We start from the raw sequence: 16,350 nt of genomic DNA on the forward strand, positions 1-16,350 counted from the left end.
AACGACGAATCCAAACGACGAACGATGAACGAACAGCAAGGCACTTTCCATTACGCGTCGCACGCATCGGCGACGACGCAGGCCGTCTCGGACGGCGCCGTCTTTCCGGCGGTCGACGATGTGCTGCCGCATCGCGGCACGATGCGCCTCGTCGACGAGATCGTCGCTTGCAGCGACGACGCCGTGACCGTGCTCGCGAGCGTGGATTCGCAAGCGTGGTACGCCGATGCGCACGGCGCGATGCCGTCTTGGATCGGCATCGAACTCATGGCGCAAGCGATTGCCGCGCACGTCGGCCTCATCGCCATGCGCGCGGGCGGCCGCGCGCGCCCGGGCGTGCTGCTCGGCGCGAGCCGCTACGAAGCCCATGCGCCTTCGTTCGAGCGCGGCGCGCGGCTGCGCATCGAGGCGAAAGAACTGCTCAAGAGCGAGCAGGGCCACGGCGCTTACGAATGCACGATCGCGGCAGGGGAGCGCTGCGTCGCGCAAGCCGTCGTCAAGGTGTACCAACCGACCGATTTTCAAGCATTCATCGAAGGGAGTTTCTCGTCATGACCAGCCGGCGCGTTCTCGTTACCGGCGCAAGCCGCGGCATCGGCCGCGCGATTGCGTATCGCCTCGCCGCGGACGGGTTCGCCGTCACCGTGCATTGCCGGAGCGGTGTGAACGAGGCGCAGGCGGTCGTCGACGCGATTGCCGCGCAAGGCGGCCGGGCGAGCCTGCTGCGATTCGATGTGCGCGAGCGGGCCGCGTGCCGCGCCGCGCTCGAAGCCGATGTCGCACGCGATGGCGCGTACTACGGCATCGTGCTGTGCGCGGGATTGACGCGCGATGCGGCCTTTCCGGCGCTGACCGACGACGATTGGGACGCCGTCATCGAAACGGGCCTGGACGGGTTTTACAACGTCGTGCATCCGCTGACGATGCCGATGGTGCGCGCCAAGCAGGGCGGCCGCATCGTGACGATCGCCTCGGTCTCGGGGGTGATGGGCAATCGCGGCCAGGTGAACTACAGCGCGGCCAAGGCCGGTTTGATCGGCGCGACGAAAGCGCTCGCGGTCGAACTCGCTTCGCGCCGCATCACGGTCAACTGCGTGGCGCCGGGACTCGTCGATACGGAGATGATCGCGCAGCTCGAACATCTCGACCAGGCGCTGCAAACAGTGCCGATGGGCCGCGTGGGACGTCCCGACGAAGTGGCGGCGGCCGTCGGTTTTCTAATGTCGGATGCGGCGTCGTACATCACGCGCCAAGTCATCGGCGTGAACGGCGGGATGATCTGATGAAGCGCGTCGTCATCACCGGAATGGGCGGCGTGACAGCCTTGGGCACGCTCTGGAGCGAGATCGAGGCGGCACTGCACAGCGGACGCAACGCCGTGCGCCGCATGCCCGAGTGGGACTATTTCTCTTCCCTTCATACGCGCCTTGCGTGTCCGCTGCCTGAATTCACGGCGCCGCCCGAGTATCCGCGCAAGAAAACGCGGTCGATGGGCCCGGTGTCGATGTACGCGGTGCGCGCGAGCGAACTCGCGTTACTCGACGCGGGGCTGGCCGGCGATCCGTCCATTGCGGATGGTCGCATGGGCGTTGCCTACGGCTCGTCTTCGGGCTCCGTGCAGCCGATCCGCGCGTTCGGCACGATGCTCCAGACGGGGTCCATGCAGGATGTGACGTCCAACAGCTACGTCCAGATGATGCCGCATACCGCGGCCGTCAACGTCAGCCTGTTCTGGGATCTGAAGGGCCGCATCATTCCGACGTCGTGCGCCTGCGCCTCGGGCAGCCAAGCGATCGGCTACGCCTACGAGGCGATCGCGACGGGCAAGCAAGCGCTGATGCTGGCCGGCGGCGCGGAGGAATTGTCGGGACCGGCCGTCGCCGTTTTCGACACGCTGTACGCGACGAGTACGCGCAATGAAACGCCGGAGCTCACGCCTAGGCCATTCGACGCTCAACGGGACGGGCTCGTGGTCGGGGAGGGAGCAGCCACGCTCGTGCTGGAGGAGTACGACCATGCGCGGGCGCGCGGCGCCACGATCCATGCGGAAGTCGTCGGCTTCGGCTGCAACTCGGATGGCGCGCATATGACCCAGCCGACCGCGGGGACGATGGCGCAGGCGATGCGTTTGGCGCTCGACGATGCGCGGCTGCGGCCCGAGGCGATCGCCTACGTAAATGCGCACGGCACATCGACCGATCGCGGCGACGTGGCCGAAAGCGCCGCGACCGCCGACGTGTTCGGCAACGCGATGCCGATCAGTTCGCTCAAGAGCTACGTCGGTCACACGCTCGGGGCATGCGGCGCGCTCGAGGCCTGGTGGACCATCGAAATGATGAAACGCAATTGGTACGCGCCGACGTTGAACTTGACGACGGTCGATCCGGCTTGCGCGCCGCTAGACTACATCGTGCACGAAGGCCGCGCGATCGACGCCGAGTACGTCATGAGCAACAACTTCGCGTTCGGCGGCATCAACACGTCGCTGATCTTCAAGCGGTGGCGATGATCGCGACTGCGCGCTCCGACGCACAGCGCGTCGTCGTCACCGGCATGGGCATCGTGTCGTGCCTCGGCAATACGCTCGATGCCGTGGCCGACGCTTTGCGCACCGGCCGATCGGGGCTCGCACGGATCGATGCATGGGCCGAGCGCGGCTTCGCGAGTCAAGTCGCAGGCGCCGCCACGCTCGAGGGCGAACCCGTCTTTCCGCGCAAGTTCGAGCGCTTCATGGGCGATACGGCGCGCTTTGCCTGCCACGCGGCGCGCTTGGCGATCGACGATGCGGGCCTGGCATCGTCTGCGCTACGCTCGCCGCGCGTCGGGGCGGTGATCGGCTCCGGCTCCGGGGCGTTGTCGTCTTACGACGCCGCGATCGAACTCGTCGCCGCGCGCGGCATCGAGCGCGCGCCTCCGTTCGTCGTGCCGCAGGCCATGAGCAGCACCGCGTCCGCGAATGTCGCTCACGTATTCGGCTTGGAAGGCGTGTGCTACTCGCCTTCGTCGGCATGCACGACATCGGCGCTCGCGATCGGCCAGGCGATGGAGTTGATTCGCGCCGGGCGGCAATCGATCGTGCTGGCCGGCGGCAGCGAAGCGCTGCACGAGAACACGGCGCTCATGTTCGATGCGATGGGCGTGCTCTCTAGAGCGTTCAACGCTACGCCCAAGCGCGCGTCCCGTCCGTACGACGTGGCGCGTGACGGCTTCGTGCTCGGCTCGGGCGCCGGCGTGCTGGTGCTCGAGTCGCTCGAGCATGCGCGAGCGCGCGGTGCGACGATCCATGCGGAGCTGACCGGCTTCGGTCAGGCGACCGAAGCCCAGTCGATGGTGGCGCCCGGCCCGATCGGCATGGCGCGTGCGATACGCGCCGCGCTGCTCGAAGCCGGCACGCGTCCCGACTACGTCAACACGCACGCGCCTTCAACGCCGCTCGGCGATGCGCAGGAGCTCGATGCGCTCGCGGCCGTCTTCGGCGAGGACATGCCGCCGTTTTCGTCGACGAAGGCGCTGACGGGGCACCCGCTCGCGGTCGCCGGCGTGCACGAGGCGATCTACACGCTTTTGATGATGCGTGAAGGTTTTATCGCGGGCAGCGCGGGCATCGAGTCGCTCGATCCGTGCGCCGAAGGTCGGCCGCTCGTGCGTTCCACGCGCGCGGCTTCGATCGCTGCCGCAATGTCCGTGTCGTTCGGCTTCGGCGGCAGTTGTGCGAGTTTGACGTTCGGCGCCTGCGAGGGCGCATGACGATGCAACGCGGTACCCGGTTCTTTTTTTGACGCGACAACAACAAGAGGAGCAGTCCGATGAAAGTGAAGCAGTTGATCGCCCTGTCGGCCATGGCCACGATGGCGCATGGCGCCTTCGCCCACACGCACACCACGACGTATCCCATCAAGGGAGCGCTCGTCGGACAGCCTGCGGACAACCAAGTCGCCTTTTATTTCGGCGATGCGGCGCATCCGGTCGTTGTCGCGTCGAAGGGCGATGCGAGCGCGTCGATTCGCGTCGCGCGCAAGCTCGACGGCGAGACCGTATCCTGCAATGCGGCGCTGAAGGCCGCGCTCGCCTCGCTTAGGGACGATGCGCTCGGCCACGGTGCGAACGCGGTGATCGACATCGAGACGAGCTTTCATGGCACGCACAGCTCGTCGTCCACCGATTTCGTTTGCGCAACGAGTATCAGCGCAGCTTCAATCAAGGTGCGGGGCAAGCTCGCCACGCTGGAAGCGAAGTGAGCGGCATCGCGCTCAAGGGCGCGATCGTCAAGCTCAAGAGGTAAGGGGCTTGCGGGCGGCGACGTTGACGAGGGTCTCGCGTCGCTTGCCCGGCTTCGGATGATGAAGCCCGAGCCGTTCGAACAGGCCGAAATCCTTCGCGCGGCTCCACCAGAGATAAGGCAGCGACACGTTGCGTTCGGTGAAGTGAAAGCCGCCCGCGCGCAGCATGCCGAGATAGCCCTCAGCGCTCTTTTGCACGTGCATCGGATGCCGGAACAAGAGGCGGATGACCCACGATTTGATGTAGGCGTCGGTGGATTCGGCGAAGAGCAGCAGGCCCCCGGGTTTCAGCACGCGGTGGAACGCTTCGAGGGCGCGCTCTTGCTCGACGAGATGATGAAACGTCTGATGGCAAAAGACGATGTCGGCGCTTGCGTCGGGAAGCGGCAACGCGGCGCAGTCGCCTTGCATCACCTCGATGTCGACGGGCAAGCGCCCAGCGGCCTCTCTGGCGAGCGCGAGCGAAGGTTCGTGGCAATCGATGCCGACGATCCGGCTCGGCGCGAACGCCTGGGCAAGCAGCTTGAACGAGATGCCTTGGCCGCAGCCGACGTCGACGATCACGGGCGAGCGCGGTACCGGCGCGTCGATGAGCCGCTTCAGATCGTTGATGGCGACGCGCAGCACATGGTGCTCCCACGTGTGGGTGCGCAAGAACCAGACGCCGAAGGCCGTTTCGGGAACGAACGTCGGAATGGGGCGCAAGGTAGGTAGCGAATTGGATGGCACGTCGGCTTCCCCGCAGCGGATTTTTCGTTGTGATGCCGCGGATTGTAATGGCAACGCATCGAGGCGTGCATCGAAAACGACGGATGACGTGTTCACGGTGGGTTGCATAGTTGAAGTAGACGCTAAAAAAGGAATACAGCGATGGGTACAGAATTCGGGGAACTCGAGCAGACCGATGTCGCAGTCATCGGAGCGGGACCGGCGGGGGCCGTCGCCGCCGCCCTGTTGGCGCGCGCGGGAAGATCGGTGCTCGTGCTCGAGCGTCAGCACTTTCCGCGCTTTTCGATCGGTGAAAGTTTGCTGCCGCAGAGCATGGCCTATCTCGAAGAGGCGGGCATGCTTCAAGCCGTGGTGGAAGCCGGTTTCCAATACAAGAACGGCGCCTCCTTCGTGCACGGCGAAAAAGCCGCGTCGTACGATTTCCGCGATAAGCATTCCGAAGGCTGGGGCACGACCTATCAAGTCGAGCGCGCCGTGTTCGATCAATTGCTGATACGCCGCGCGGCCGATCAAGGCGTGCGAGTGCGCTTCGGCCATACCGTGCGATCGATGCGCACGGGCGATGAACCGGTGCTCGAGGTGGAAGACGAAAAGGGCAACGCCTACCGTGTAGCCGCACGATTCGTACTCGATGCGAGCGGGTTCGGCCGCGTGCTGCCGCGTATGCTCGGTCTCGAGACGCCGTCGCGCATGCCTGCGCGAGCGGCGCTCTTTTCGCATGTGCAAGATGCGCTGCCTGCCGGCAGCACCGATCGCGACAAGATCTGCGTGGCCGTGCACCCCGAGCGGCGCGACGTCTGGTATTGGATGATCCCGCTGGCGGGCGGCCGCACGTCCGTCGGTTGCGTCGCCGAAGCCGATTTTCTCGACGTGCCGGAAGCGCGGCGCGAAGCGAAGCTAAGAGAACTGATCCGCGCCGAACCGACGATCGGTCGACTGCTCGGCGATGCGCCGTTCCTCATGCCCGTCAATCGCATCGCCGGCTATTCGGCCAACGTGGAGCGGCTGCATGGGCCGGGCTTCGCATTGCTCGGCAACGCGGGCGAGTTTCTCGACCCGGTATTCTCGTCGGGCGTCACGATCGCGTTGCGTTCCGCGCATCTGGCGGCTCAGACGCTGCTTCGGCAGCTCGGCGGCGAGCGCGTCGACTGGGCCGCCGATTACGACGCACCGCTACGCAAAGGCATCGACACGTTCCGAGCGTTCGTGGAGCGCTGGTACACGGGCGAATTGCAGGACATCATCTTTTACGCGCAGCAAACGCCGAAGATTCGCCGCATGATCAGCGCAATCCTGGCCGGGTATGCGTGGGATGAAACCAATCCGTACGTCGCGGATCCCGTGCGTCGATTGACGGCGCTGCATGAGGTCTGCTCGGGCGCACCGGCGTAGTGGCGCGTCACTGACGCCGATGCACGCATTGGCCCGCGGCGTAGGTGGCGGCAATGGCGCGATCGTCGCCGAGCATCGCGAATGCGAACAGCCACTCCTCGGGCGATTGAGCCAGCGCCGTGCGCCGAGCGAGGAGCGGCGTTGCTTCGGGATCGAGCACGATGAAGTCGGCTTCCGAGCCGGGGCGCAGCGTGCCGATCGTCTCCTCCAGCCCGAGCGCTTGGGCGGCGCCAGCCGTCGCGAGCCAGAACATGCGGGCCGCTGTCAAGTGATGGCCCGTCATGCGCGCGACCTTATGGGCTTCGTTCATCGTCTGAAGCATCGAGAACGACGTGCCGCCGCCGACATCGGTGCCGAGCGTGACGGGCATGCCCGATCGCCCCGCCTTCTCGAAATCGAACAGGCCGCTGCCGAGAAACAGGTTCGACGTTGGGCAGTGCGAGGCGACCGCGCCCGTCTGCGCCATTCGGGCGCGATCTTCGTCGTCGAGATAGATGCAGTGTCCGTAGACGGCGCGCCGGCGCAGCAGGCCGTAGTGCTCGTAGACGTCGAGGTAGCTGCGGCGCCCCGGAAACAGATCGGCCACCCATTTCACTTCGTCGGTGTTTTCCGACACGTGGCTTTGAATGAAGACGTCCGGATGCAGCCGCGCGAGCGTACCGCACGCTTCGAGCTGCGCGGGCGTGGAAGTCGGGGCGAATCGCGGCGTGAGCGCGTAGAGTTGCCGCCCGCGCTTATGCCAACGCTCGATGAGCGCGGCGCTGTCGTCGTATCCCGATTGGGCCGTGTCGCGCAAGAACTCGGGGCAATTGCGATCCATCAGCACTTTGCCGGCCACCATGCGCAGGTTGCGCGCTTCGCTCGCTTGGAACAAGGCATCGGCGGAACCCTTGTGGACCGTGCAATAGACGAGCGCCGTCGTCGTGCCGGAGGCGAGCAACTGATCGAGAAAGAATTCCGCGACGTTCGAGGCATGCTCCGGGTCCGCGAAGCCGCGTTCGGTTGGAAACGTGTAGGTGTCGAGCCAGGGCAGCAGGCCCGCCGCCGGCGACGCGATCATCTCCGTTTGCGGATAATGCACGTGCGTATCGATGAACCCCGGCGCGATCAGCTTGCCCGGCCATTCGACGAGCGTCGTGTCGGGTGTGAGCTGCGCGCGCAGCGCGTGATAAGCGCCCGCGGCGACGACGCGTTCGCCTTCGACGATGAGCAGCCCGTCTTCCTCGAAACACGTGCCGCCCGCGCGGATGGCCGGGTCGCCGACGAAGGTCAGTAGTTTTGCGCGGAACGCGGTGCGCTTATCGTCTTGATTCATGGTCAAACGTCTCTCTTTGCGGTGAAAATGGCGGATCGGCCAACGCCCGGCCGAGCGACGCCTTCGTTGCCTACGCAACGAAAGCTCGCGCGGTGCGGCGAAGGCGGCCCGCTTGACGCGGTCAGCGTCGGAAAATCAATGCGCCGTCGAGCTTGGCCGCCCCCAGTAGGCGTCGAGCTTGTCGATGAGCGCTTGCCGCTCGGCCGGCGTAACGAACGATGCCTCGAAGCCGTTGCGGATCACGGTATAAACGTCGTGCTCGCTCAGATCGAGCGCCTCCACCGTGGCGAAATAATTGGCGTTTACATATCCGCCGAAGTAAGCGGGATCGTCGGAATTCACGGTTACGGCCACGCCCTGCGCAAGCAATTGCTTGAGCGTGTGCTGTTTCATGTCGTCGAATACTTTCAGCTTGATGTTCGAGAGCGGACAGACCGTCAACGCGACGCGCGAATCGGCCAAGCGCGCGACGAGCGCCGGATCTTCGATGCTGCGCACGCCATGGTCGACGCGATCGACCCTCAGCAAATCGAGCGCCTCGTGTATGTACGAAGGCGGCCCTTCCTCGCCCGCGTGCGCGACGAGCTTCAGGCCGCGGGCTTTGGCCTTGGCGAAGACTCGCTCGAATTTCGAAGGCGGATGGCCCCGCTCCGACGAATCGAGGCCGACGCCGATGAGGCGGTGCGCGTAGGTGTCGAACAGCGGCAATGCCGCTTCGTAGGTTGCAAGCGCATCGTCTTCGGAAAGGTGTCGCAGAAAGCAGAGAATCAGCTTGCTCGTGAGGCCGCGCTGCTCGCCTTCCGCCAAGGCGCGCTCGATGCCGGCCACCGCGGTGCTGATGGCGACGCCGCGCTCGGTGTGCGTTTGCGGATCGAAGAAGATTTCGGCGTGCACGACATTGTCGGCGAGCGCGCGTTCGACGTACGCGTTCGTCATCGTGTAGAAATCGTCTTCCGTCAGCAGCACGCTGGCGCCGGCGTAGTAGATGTCGAGAAACGATTGGAGGTCGGTGAACTCGTACGCCTTCTTCAGCGCCTCGATCGATTCGTATGAAAGCTTGACGCCGTTACGCTTGGCGAGGGCGAAGATCACTTCGGGCTCGAGCGAGCCTTCGATATGGATATGGAGCTCGGCTTTCGGCGCGCCGGCGATTTTTTCAGCGAGTATTGGTGTCATGGTCGGTCAGCGGTTCAGGCATGGAAAACGGTGTGTCGGCCTTGGGAGCGGAGCTGGACGCTCGTGCGGCTTCGACGGCTTGCAGCAATTGCGCGGCGGCGGAAATGGCGATGACTTCGGGCGACTTGTCGACGATGCCTTCCACGCCGATCGGGCAGACCATACGCGCAATGCGCACCGGATCGATTCCGTATGCCGCCAGACGGTGCTCGAATTGCCTGCGTTTCGTGCGCGAGCCGATCATCCCGAAGAACAGAAAATCGTCGCGCCGCAAGATACGTTCGGCCAAGGCGAGGTCGCGCGTGTGGTTGTGCGTCATCACGATGAAGGCCGTGCCGGGAGTCGCCTCATCGACAGCTTCATCGGGCGCGTCGTTCGCGTCGATCGTCACGTTCGAGGATGGCGCCCCAACGAATGACGGCGGAAATGGCGCGTCGCGTTCGTCGACCCAACGCACGCGGCACGGCAGCGTGGTGAGCACCCGCGCGAGCGCCGCGCCCACGTGACCGGCGCCGAACAACACGACCGGAAACTCGCGCGAGACGATCGTTTCGGTGAGCAACGCGTTGCCTTCGTCAAATCCCGCGCCGTCCCACAGCAGGCAATCCGGCGCCTGGATGCCGGCATCGGCGTCGGCCAGCCGAACGGCTTCGCGCGAGGGTCCGAACGATACGCTGCGCTGCGTCGCTTTGCCGGCATGTAGACGCTTGGCCAGCGCGGCGACCCAATCGAGATCGCCGATATCGAGCCGCTCGAACGCGAGCACGACGGCGCCGCCGCAGCATTGGCCTAGACTCGGGCCCAGCGAGAGACGCTCCAGGCGGCGCATATGCGGTGAGCGCATGCCGTCGCGCAGTACTTCTCGCGCGATTTCGATCGCGCGCCATTCGAGGTGCCCGCCGCCGATCGTGTGCCGCGCACTTTCCCGCGTAACGATCATCTTGGCGCCGGCCTCTCGCGGCGTCGAGCCTTCGACGCGCGCGACCGTCACGAGCACGACGGCGTCGCCGTGGGTAAGCAATTGCTGCAGTTCGGTCAGCCAGGATTGCATGCGTTCGTCGTACTCCGTTCAAGCCGTGCCCGAGACGCCCGCCGCGGTGGGCGCGCGTTCGGCGGTATCGGCTGTATCGATAGTGGGTGCATGGTTCGTGCCATCGTCGTGCGGGCCGACGAACCTTGCGAGCGCTGCAAGGATAGCCTCGGGCGTGGCCGGCGCATCGAGCGGCGGCGCGCGCCGTGCCTGCGGCGCGGCGGCGGCGATCGCATCGCGCAGCGCGAGAAAGACGGAGAACGCGAGCAGCAATGGCGGCTCACCGACGGCCTTCGATCGGAAGATAGTCGGCTCGACGTTCTCGTTGGCGTAAAGGCGCACGTCGAAAGCGGCCGGCGTATCGCTAATCGCGGGAATCTTGTAGGTCGACGGGGCGTGCGTCATCAAGCGTCCCTCGCGGTTCCACCAGAGCGTCTCGGTCGTGAGCCAGCCCATGCCTTGGATGAAGCCGCCTTCTATTTGGCCGATGTCGATGGCCGGATTGATCGAGCGGCCGACGTCGTACAGCAGGTCCGCGCGCAGCAGCTTGCTTTCGCCCGTCAGTGTGTTGACGACGACCTCGGAGACGGCCGCGCCGTAGGCGAAGTAGTAGAAGGGATGCCCCGTCATCGTGCCGGCGTCCCAATGGATCTTGGGCGTCGCGTAGAAGCCGTCGGACCACAATTGCACGCGAGCGAGATAGGCGGCGTTGACGAGCTGGGCGAACGCGATCGTGCCGCCTTGCGCCATGACGTTGCCGTGTTCGAACCGAACCTCGGAGGCGGGACCGCCGAGTATGCGCGCCGCCGCCTCGGCAAGCCGTTCGCGTATCTTCAACGCCGCGGCTTCGGCGGCTTTGCCGTTGAGATCGCTCCCTGTCGATGCGGCCGTGGCCGACGTGTTGGCTACCTTCGAGGTATCGGCGGCGGTGACGCGCACTTGCGCGAGTGCGAGGCCGAACACGTGCGCGACGACTTGCGCGACTTTCGTGTTGACGCCTTGGCCCATCTCCGTGCCGCCGTGATTGACCAGCACCGAGCCGTCGCGATAGACATGCACGAGCGCGCCGGCCTGATTGAGGAATTCCACGTTGAACGAGATGCCGAACTTGACCGGCGAAAACGCGAGGCCACGCTTGAGCACGGGGCTCGTCGCGTTGAACGCGGCGATCGCATCGCGACGAGCGCGATACTGGCTCGTTTCGACGAGGCGCGCCGCTAGCGGCGAGAGAACGTTGTCTTCGACGCGTTGGCCGTACGGCGTCACATCGTGCGTCCCGACCCCGTAGAAATTGGCGACGCGGACATCGAGCGGATCGCGGCCGAGCGCCCGCGCGATGCCGTCGAGCATGACCTCGGTGACGAGCGCGCCTTGCGGACCGCCGAAGCCGCGAAAGGCCGTGTTCGATTGCGTGTTCGTCTTGCACGAGAGCGCGACGATTTCCACGTCCGACAGGAAGTAGGCATTGTCGACGTGGCAAACGGCGCGTGTGGCGACGGCCCCCGAGAGGTCGGCGGAATATCCTGCCCGTAGCGCGATTTCGACGCGTGCGCCGAGAATGCGTCCATTGTCGTCGTAGCCGGCTTCATAGCGGTATAGCGCATCGTGCCGCTTGCCGGTAATCATGAAGTCGTCGTCCCGGTCGGCCCGCAGTTTGACCGGGCGGCGCAACCGCGCGCAGGCGAGCGCCGCGACGCAAGCGAACAGTGCCGACTGCGATTCCTTGCCGCCGAAACCGCCGCCCATACGCCGGCATTCGCATACGACGCTGTGCGCGGGCCAGCCCAGCATGTGCGCGACCACCGATTGCATTTCGCTCGGGTGTTGCGTCGAGCTGAACACGCGCACCCCGTCGCCTTCCGTCGGAATCGCGTAGGCGACTTGTCCTTCCAGATAGAACTGTTCTTGCCCGCCCACTTCGAATTCGCCGGCGATGCGGTGGGGCGCCCCGGCGATGCGCGCCGCGGGCGAACCCCGTGTCAGCCTAAGCGGCGGCAGCACATAGTGTTGCCGAGCGCGCGCGTCGGCTACGGTCAACACAGGCTCGAGCGGCTCGTAGCGCACGACATCGTCGCGCGTGGCGAGCGCGGCGGCGCGTCGCGCGAGTTCATATGACGTGGCGACCACGGCGAAGACCGGCTGGCCGAGATATTGAACGAGTTCGTCGGCAAGAATCGGATCGTCGTGTACGACGGGGCCATAGTTGTTTTCGCCTGGGATGTCGGCCGCGCTCAGTACGGCGACGACGCCGGGCGCGTCGCGCACCGCGGTCAAATCGAGCGAGACGATGCGCGCGTGCGCATGGCGCGAGAGCCCGAGTGCGACATGGAGCGTTCCCGCGAGTTCGGGCAGATCGTCGGTGTAGTACGCCTCGCCGCTTACGTGCAGTGCGGCCGATTCATGCGGCAACGGCGCCCCGATAGCCGCATCGGCATGGGCGTCGACGGCCGGCCTGTCGATCTCGATCTCGGGCGACCTGCGGTGCGCGGGGGTATCCGCATCCCTGTCAAGGTTCATGGCGCTTCCTTGCCCTGTACGTAGGCATCGTTGAACGCGAACGCATCCACTTCGGCGAGGGCAAGCGGCGCATCGTCGCGCGTTTCGAGCCAGAACCGCCAAAGGAGGTTGCGCGCGACGGTCATGCGATAGCCGCTCGATGCGCGCAGGTCCGTCAGCGGCTGATAGTCGAGCGCGAGCGCGTCCATGGCGCGCAGTACCGTTTCCTCGCTCCATGCGCAGCCGGCGAGCGCCGTTTCCGCATGCGCGGCCCGCTTGGGCGTGGCCGCCATCCCGCCGAACGCCACCCGCGCGCGGACGATGCCGCCCTCGGCCACCTCGAGCGCGAACGCCGCGCAGACAGCGGAAATATCCTGGTCGTAGCGCTTGGCCACCTTGTACATGCGAAAACGCAAGATGGGCCCAGGGCGCGGCACGCGCAGCGCAACGACGAATTCGCCCGCTTCGAGCGCCGTTTTCTGATAACCGAGGTAAAACGCGTCGAGCGGCAGCTCGCGCGTGTCCTGCCCGCGTCTTAGCACGATCCGCGTATCGAGGGCGATGAGCGCCGGCATCGAATCGCCGATCGGCGAACCGTTGGCGACATTGCCGCCGAGCGTGCCGGCATTGCGCACGGGCAACGACGCGAAGCGCTTGCCGAGTTCGGCGAGTTCGGGATAGTCGACGACGAGCGCCGCGTACGCCTGCTCGAGCGTGACGGCCGCACCGATCGTCAGCGTTGCTGCATCGCGCTCGATCGTCGACAACTCGGCCACACGCCCAACGTAAAGCAGATCGCCCAGATTGCGCAGTTGTTTAGTCGCCCAAAGGCCGACGTCGGTGCTTCCGGCCAGCACGAGCGCATCCGGATGCTCGGTGCGCAGCGTCGCGAAGGATTCGATCGAAGTGGGCGCCCAAAACCGCGACGGACCGAACGCGCTGCCGCGCACATCGGCGCCCGCGTAGGCGAACGTTTCCCCGGGCGTACGCCGTATCCCCCGCAAGGCGCGCACGACGCTTTCGCGATCGAGCGCGATGCGCGCATGGCACTGGGTATCGAGCATCTGCTGGGCCGCGTCGATGATCGGACGATACCCGGTACAGCGGCACAAGTTGCCCGACAGTGCGGTGGCAATGTCCTCGCGCGTGGGCAGGCCGGCGCCGGCCGGATGGTTTTCATAGAGCGCCCACATCGACATCGCGAAGCCCGGCGTGCAAAAGCCGCATTGCGAGCCGTGACAGTCGACGAGCGCTTGCTGAACCGGATGCAGCGCACCGTCGGCGGCGCGCAAGTCTTCGACGGTGAATAGGGCGCAGCCATCCAGCGTCGGCAAGAATCGGATACACGCGTTGACGGCCTTCAGCGAGAGCGAACCGCGCGCGTCCAATTCGCCGACGACGACCGTGCACGCGCCGCAATCGCCTTCCGCGCAGCCTTCCTTGGCGCCCGTGCAGCGCAAATCCTCGCGCAGGTGCTGCAGCACGGTGCGCGTGACGGGGAGCCCCGAGACTTCGCGGACGGCGCCGCGATAATAGAAGCGGATGGGATGCGTCGTCATAGCCGAATCCTGAATGATGGGATCAGGCGCGCGTTACGCGACGGCCCCCGAGGAAGCCGTGCGCACGTGGATCGCCATCCATGACCGAAGATAGCACCGTCGCGGCGGGAAGACATCGCTTCGGGCTGATGGGCGCTATCAGCGGGCCGCCATGACGACACGTCCGATGCGGGGTATCGGCGAGCGCGGCCGCGGGGGGCGAAAAAAAAGGGGGCGGCGACCTAGTGTACGAAAGTAAGCGTTAACCCTAGTCTGGGCGATGCAAACCCCTTCCCATCGGCCGCGAGAGGCTCAGATCGTGCGAAACCGGCGTTGTCCGCGTCGGCGCCGCAGACTGGCGACTACGGGGAAGAAAATCAAAACGAACGCGATGAGCGCCCAACCCGGCAGCAGGATGCCGAGAATCGGCGGATAGACCGTTTCGCATAGGCCGGCGACCTTGAAGACGCTGGGCAGCCAATGGGCGGGCGGCAGGCTGTCCACGACCGGCTGCAGCGCATCGAAGCCGCAGCTGAAACCGGGGTTCAGCTGGATGTACAAGTGCCGCGCCGCCCCGGCGATGCCGGCCGCGGACGTGATGGCGATCAGCGTCTCGAAGAGCGCGATGCCGCGCCAGCCTTTGCGCGCGGCGCCGACGAAGGCGAACAGCGCGATGAGCAGGAACAAGTAGCGCTGGATGATGCACAGCGGGCAGGGGTCTTCGTGCTTCGCGTATTGCAGATAAAGGGCGCCGCCGACGAGGCCAAGGCAGATCAGGCCGAGCAGCACGAGCAGGCTGCGCTCGCGGCGCAGCGAAGACGTATCGTTCATGAGATGCGGACGTTCCGGATGGGCAAACCGTTATTGAGGCCGACGAAAATCGTTGAATTCTAGTGTGCTTTCGAAAAGTCGATCGCGCGCGGCGCCGATTGGGGCGCCGCGCCGGCTTCGCTCGATCGTCACCGGATCGATTCGAGTACGCGCTCGACCGCCACCGCCGTGGCGAGCAGCGCATCGTCCGCGTGCGGCGCGCCAGCCAGCATCAGGCCAACCGGCGCTTGGCCGCGAGGATGGCAGGGCAACGAAATCGCGCATGCATCGAGTAGGTTGAAGACGCTCGGATTGCGCAGGACGAGCGCGTTGATGCGGGCGTAGGCGGCATCGTCGGCATCGCAATCGGCGACGCGCGGCGGCACGATCGGCACCGTCGGGGCGACGATCGCGTCGAAGCGCCGCCACAGCGTGCGCTGGGCCGCCTCCATCAACGCCGCGCGCGCCTCGAGCAATTCGATGTAATCGGCGGCAAGGGCCGCTTGGCCTTTCTTGATGCGCACGAGCACGCGAGGGTCGTAGCGCTCGGCATGCGTGTCGACGAGCGAACGATGCCAAGCGTAGGCTTCCATCCCGGAAAAGCCGAACCGATTGATCGTGGCTAACTGGTCGAGCGGCGCGAAGCGCACATCCGACAAAATTGCGCCGGCCGCTTCGAGATGCTTCGTCGCCGCGTCGACGGCGGCGGCCACTTCGGGGTCGAGTTCGTCCGTGACGTAATGCGTCAGTACGCCGAGCCGAAGGCCTTCGAGCGGTCGGGCTTCGGGCACCTGCGGCTCCAGGCCCGCTAGGAGGCGGTCGACGAGCGCGCAGCACGACACCGATACGCCGATCGGACCGAACGAGTCGAGCGTCGTCGACAGCGGTACCGCCCCCTGTCGCGGGATGCGGCTGGCGGTCGGCTTGAACCCGGTCAATGCGCACATTGCCGCCGGAATGCGCAGCGAGCCGCCCGTGTCGCTGCCGAGCGCGACGGCCGCCATGCCGTCGGCCACCGACGCGGCCGCCCCCGAAGACGACCCGCCCGCTACGCGCGCCTCGCCCGGCTCCGTGCGGCGATAAGGCGAAAGCGGCGTTCCGTAATGCGGATTGAGACCGAGCCCGGAGTAGGCGAACTCCGTCATATTCGTGCGCCCGACGATCACGGCGCCCGCGCGACGCAGCCGCGCCACGGCGGGGGCGTCGGCGCTCGCCGGGGCGGCATCGGCCAGCACGCGCGAGCCCGCGCGCGTGACCTGTCCTTGCACGTCGAACAAATCCTTCACCGAGATGGGGATGCCCGCGAGCGGCGACAGCACGGCGCCCGCGCCACGCAGACGATCGAGGGCATCCGCGCTGGTGCGTGCCTGCTGCGCATCCACTTCGAGGAAGACGGTCGAGCCTTGTCCGGCTGGGTCGGCGATGCGTTCGAGCGCGGTCTCGACCAAGGCGCGGCTCGTCGTGCGGCCGGCGGCCAGATCGGCGGCGAGCTGGGCGAGCGGAGGGAACGGAGCGAAATCGGTAGCCATGTGATATCGAAAGGAAGCACCGCGGGGGGGCGGCGCGATATGCGTGCGAAGCGAA

At 66.0% G+C, this 16,350-nt stretch carries 14 protein-coding genes; 6 read left to right on the forward strand and 8 right to left on the reverse strand.

The window, feature by feature from the left end; genetic code table 11:
* Positions 1 to 24 precede the first annotated feature (24 nt).
* From ACTHNR_RS26865 to ACTHNR_RS26885, 5 genes are read left to right on the forward strand one after another with little or no spacing between them, the layout of a single operon-like run.
* A complete protein-coding gene (locus ACTHNR_RS26865; protein ID WP_440551927.1) occupies positions 25 to 555 on the forward strand; it encodes a hotdog family protein in 531 nt (176 codons plus the stop codon).
* The gene (locus tag ACTHNR_RS26870; protein ID WP_440551929.1) at positions 552 to 1,283 is read left to right on the forward strand and encodes a 3-ketoacyl-ACP reductase FabG2; all 732 of its coding nucleotides are present in this window, start codon (positions 552 to 554) and stop codon (positions 1,281 to 1,283) included. The genes ACTHNR_RS26865 and ACTHNR_RS26870 overlap by 4 nt, the downstream gene beginning before the upstream one ends.
* Positions 1,283 to 2,509, forward strand: a complete 1,227-nt coding sequence (locus ACTHNR_RS26875; protein WP_440551931.1) for a beta-ketoacyl-ACP synthase — start codon at positions 1,283 to 1,285, stop codon at positions 2,507 to 2,509. The genes ACTHNR_RS26870 and ACTHNR_RS26875 overlap by 1 nt, the downstream gene beginning before the upstream one ends.
* Entirely contained in the window at positions 2,506 to 3,747 is a 1,242-nt protein-coding gene (locus ACTHNR_RS26880) for a beta-ketoacyl-[acyl-carrier-protein] synthase family protein (RefSeq protein WP_440551933.1), read from the forward strand. Before ACTHNR_RS26875 ends, ACTHNR_RS26880 begins: the two co-directional genes overlap by 4 nt.
* 59 nt (positions 3,748 to 3,806) lie before the next feature.
* A complete protein-coding gene (locus tag ACTHNR_RS26885) occupies positions 3,807 to 4,238 on the forward strand; it encodes a hypothetical protein (protein ID WP_440551935.1) in 432 nt (143 codons plus the stop codon).
* 33 nt (positions 4,239 to 4,271) lie between these two features.
* On the opposite strand, the gene ACTHNR_RS26890 is transcribed toward ACTHNR_RS26885, so the two are convergent.
* Positions 4,272 to 5,009 carry a class I SAM-dependent methyltransferase gene (locus ACTHNR_RS26890; protein ID WP_440551936.1) on the reverse strand — a complete coding sequence of 246 codons (738 nt, stop codon included), beginning with the start codon at positions 5,007 to 5,009 and terminating at the stop codon, positions 4,272 to 4,274.
* Between the two features lie 141 nt (positions 5,010 to 5,150).
* On the opposite strand from ACTHNR_RS26890, the gene ACTHNR_RS26895 reads away from it, so the two are divergent.
* Positions 5,151 to 6,401, forward strand: a complete 1,251-nt coding sequence (locus ACTHNR_RS26895) for an NAD(P)/FAD-dependent oxidoreductase (RefSeq protein ID WP_440551939.1) — start codon at positions 5,151 to 5,153, stop codon at positions 6,399 to 6,401.
* A gap of 7 nt (positions 6,402 to 6,408) precedes the next feature.
* Here ACTHNR_RS26895 and guaD read toward each other — a convergent pair whose 3' ends face one another.
* The 7 genes from guaD to ACTHNR_RS26930 form a co-directional block, all read right to left on the reverse strand.
* Positions 6,409 to 7,716, reverse strand: a complete 1,308-nt coding sequence (guaD, locus tag ACTHNR_RS26900; protein ID WP_440551941.1) for a guanine deaminase — start codon at positions 7,714 to 7,716, stop codon at positions 6,409 to 6,411.
* A gap of 135 nt (positions 7,717 to 7,851) precedes the next feature.
* Positions 7,852 to 8,892, reverse strand: a complete 1,041-nt coding sequence (locus ACTHNR_RS26905) for an adenosine deaminase (RefSeq protein ID WP_440551943.1) — start codon at positions 8,890 to 8,892, stop codon at positions 7,852 to 7,854.
* The gene (gene xdhC / locus ACTHNR_RS26910; protein WP_440551945.1) at positions 8,873 to 9,943 is read right to left on the reverse strand and encodes a xanthine dehydrogenase accessory protein XdhC; all 1,071 of its coding nucleotides are present in this window, start codon (positions 9,941 to 9,943) and stop codon (positions 8,873 to 8,875) included. The genes ACTHNR_RS26905 and xdhC overlap by 20 nt, the downstream gene beginning before the upstream one ends.
* Before the next feature lie 18 nt (positions 9,944 to 9,961).
* Positions 9,962 to 12,439, reverse strand: a complete 2,478-nt coding sequence (gene xdhB / locus ACTHNR_RS26915; protein ID WP_440551947.1) for a xanthine dehydrogenase molybdopterin binding subunit — start codon at positions 12,437 to 12,439, stop codon at positions 9,962 to 9,964.
* On the reverse strand, positions 12,436 to 13,977 hold the full coding sequence (xdhA, locus tag ACTHNR_RS26920; RefSeq protein ID WP_440551949.1) for a xanthine dehydrogenase small subunit: 1,542 nt from the start codon (positions 13,975 to 13,977) through the stop codon (positions 12,436 to 12,438). Before xdhA ends, xdhB begins: the two co-directional genes overlap by 4 nt.
* Before the next feature lie 291 nt (positions 13,978 to 14,268).
* Positions 14,269 to 14,787 (reverse strand): disulfide bond formation protein B, encoded by a 519-nt coding sequence (locus ACTHNR_RS26925; RefSeq protein ID WP_440551951.1) that lies wholly within the window; start codon positions 14,785 to 14,787, stop codon positions 14,269 to 14,271.
* Between the two features lie 128 nt (positions 14,788 to 14,915).
* Complete coding sequence (locus ACTHNR_RS26930) at positions 14,916 to 16,295, reverse strand: amidase (RefSeq protein WP_440551954.1); 1,380 nt, start codon at positions 16,293 to 16,295, stop codon at positions 14,916 to 14,918.
* Between the last annotated feature and the right edge of the window lie 55 nt (positions 16,296 to 16,350).

Origin of the sequence: Trinickia sp., assembly GCF_051954495.1 — a bacterium.
Taxonomy (GTDB): Bacteria; Pseudomonadota; Gammaproteobacteria; order Burkholderiales; family Burkholderiaceae; genus Trinickia.

What these genes read in the sequence shown, in the direction of transcription:
- ACTHNR_RS26930 (WP_440551954.1), bottom strand. Translation starts at nt 16,295, where the DNA reads ATGGCTACCGATTTCGCTCCGTTCCCTCCGCTCGCCCAGCTCGCCGCC.
- ACTHNR_RS26925 (WP_440551951.1), bottom strand. Translation starts at nt 14,787, where the DNA reads ATGAACGATACGTCTTCGCTGCGCCGCGAGCGCAGCCTGCTCGTGCTG.
- xdhC (WP_440551945.1), bottom strand. Translation starts at nt 9,943, where the DNA reads ATGCAATCCTGGCTGACCGAACTGCAGCAATTGCTTACCCACGGCGAC.
- ACTHNR_RS26875 (WP_440551931.1), top strand. Translation starts at nt 1,283, where the DNA reads ATGAAGCGCGTCGTCATCACCGGAATGGGCGGCGTGACAGCCTTGGGC.
- ACTHNR_RS26870 (WP_440551929.1), top strand. Translation starts at nt 552, where the DNA reads ATGACCAGCCGGCGCGTTCTCGTTACCGGCGCAAGCCGCGGCATCGGC.
- xdhA (WP_440551949.1), bottom strand. Translation starts at nt 13,977, where the DNA reads ATGACGACGCATCCCATCCGCTTCTATTATCGCGGCGCCGTCCGCGAA.
- guaD (WP_440551941.1), bottom strand. Translation starts at nt 7,716, where the DNA reads ATGAATCAAGACGATAAGCGCACCGCGTTCCGCGCAAAACTACTGACC.
- ACTHNR_RS26905 (WP_440551943.1), bottom strand. Translation starts at nt 8,892, where the DNA reads ATGACACCAATACTCGCTGAAAAAATCGCCGGCGCGCCGAAAGCCGAG.
- ACTHNR_RS26880 (WP_440551933.1), top strand. Translation starts at nt 2,506, where the DNA reads ATGATCGCGACTGCGCGCTCCGACGCACAGCGCGTCGTCGTCACCGGC.
- xdhB (WP_440551947.1), bottom strand. Translation starts at nt 12,439, where the DNA reads ATGAACCTTGACAGGGATGCGGATACCCCCGCGCACCGCAGGTCGCCC.
- ACTHNR_RS26865 (WP_440551927.1), top strand. Translation starts at nt 25, where the DNA reads ATGAACGAACAGCAAGGCACTTTCCATTACGCGTCGCACGCATCGGCG.
- ACTHNR_RS26885 (WP_440551935.1), top strand. Translation starts at nt 3,807, where the DNA reads ATGAAAGTGAAGCAGTTGATCGCCCTGTCGGCCATGGCCACGATGGCG.
- ACTHNR_RS26895 (WP_440551939.1), top strand. Translation starts at nt 5,151, where the DNA reads ATGGGTACAGAATTCGGGGAACTCGAGCAGACCGATGTCGCAGTCATC.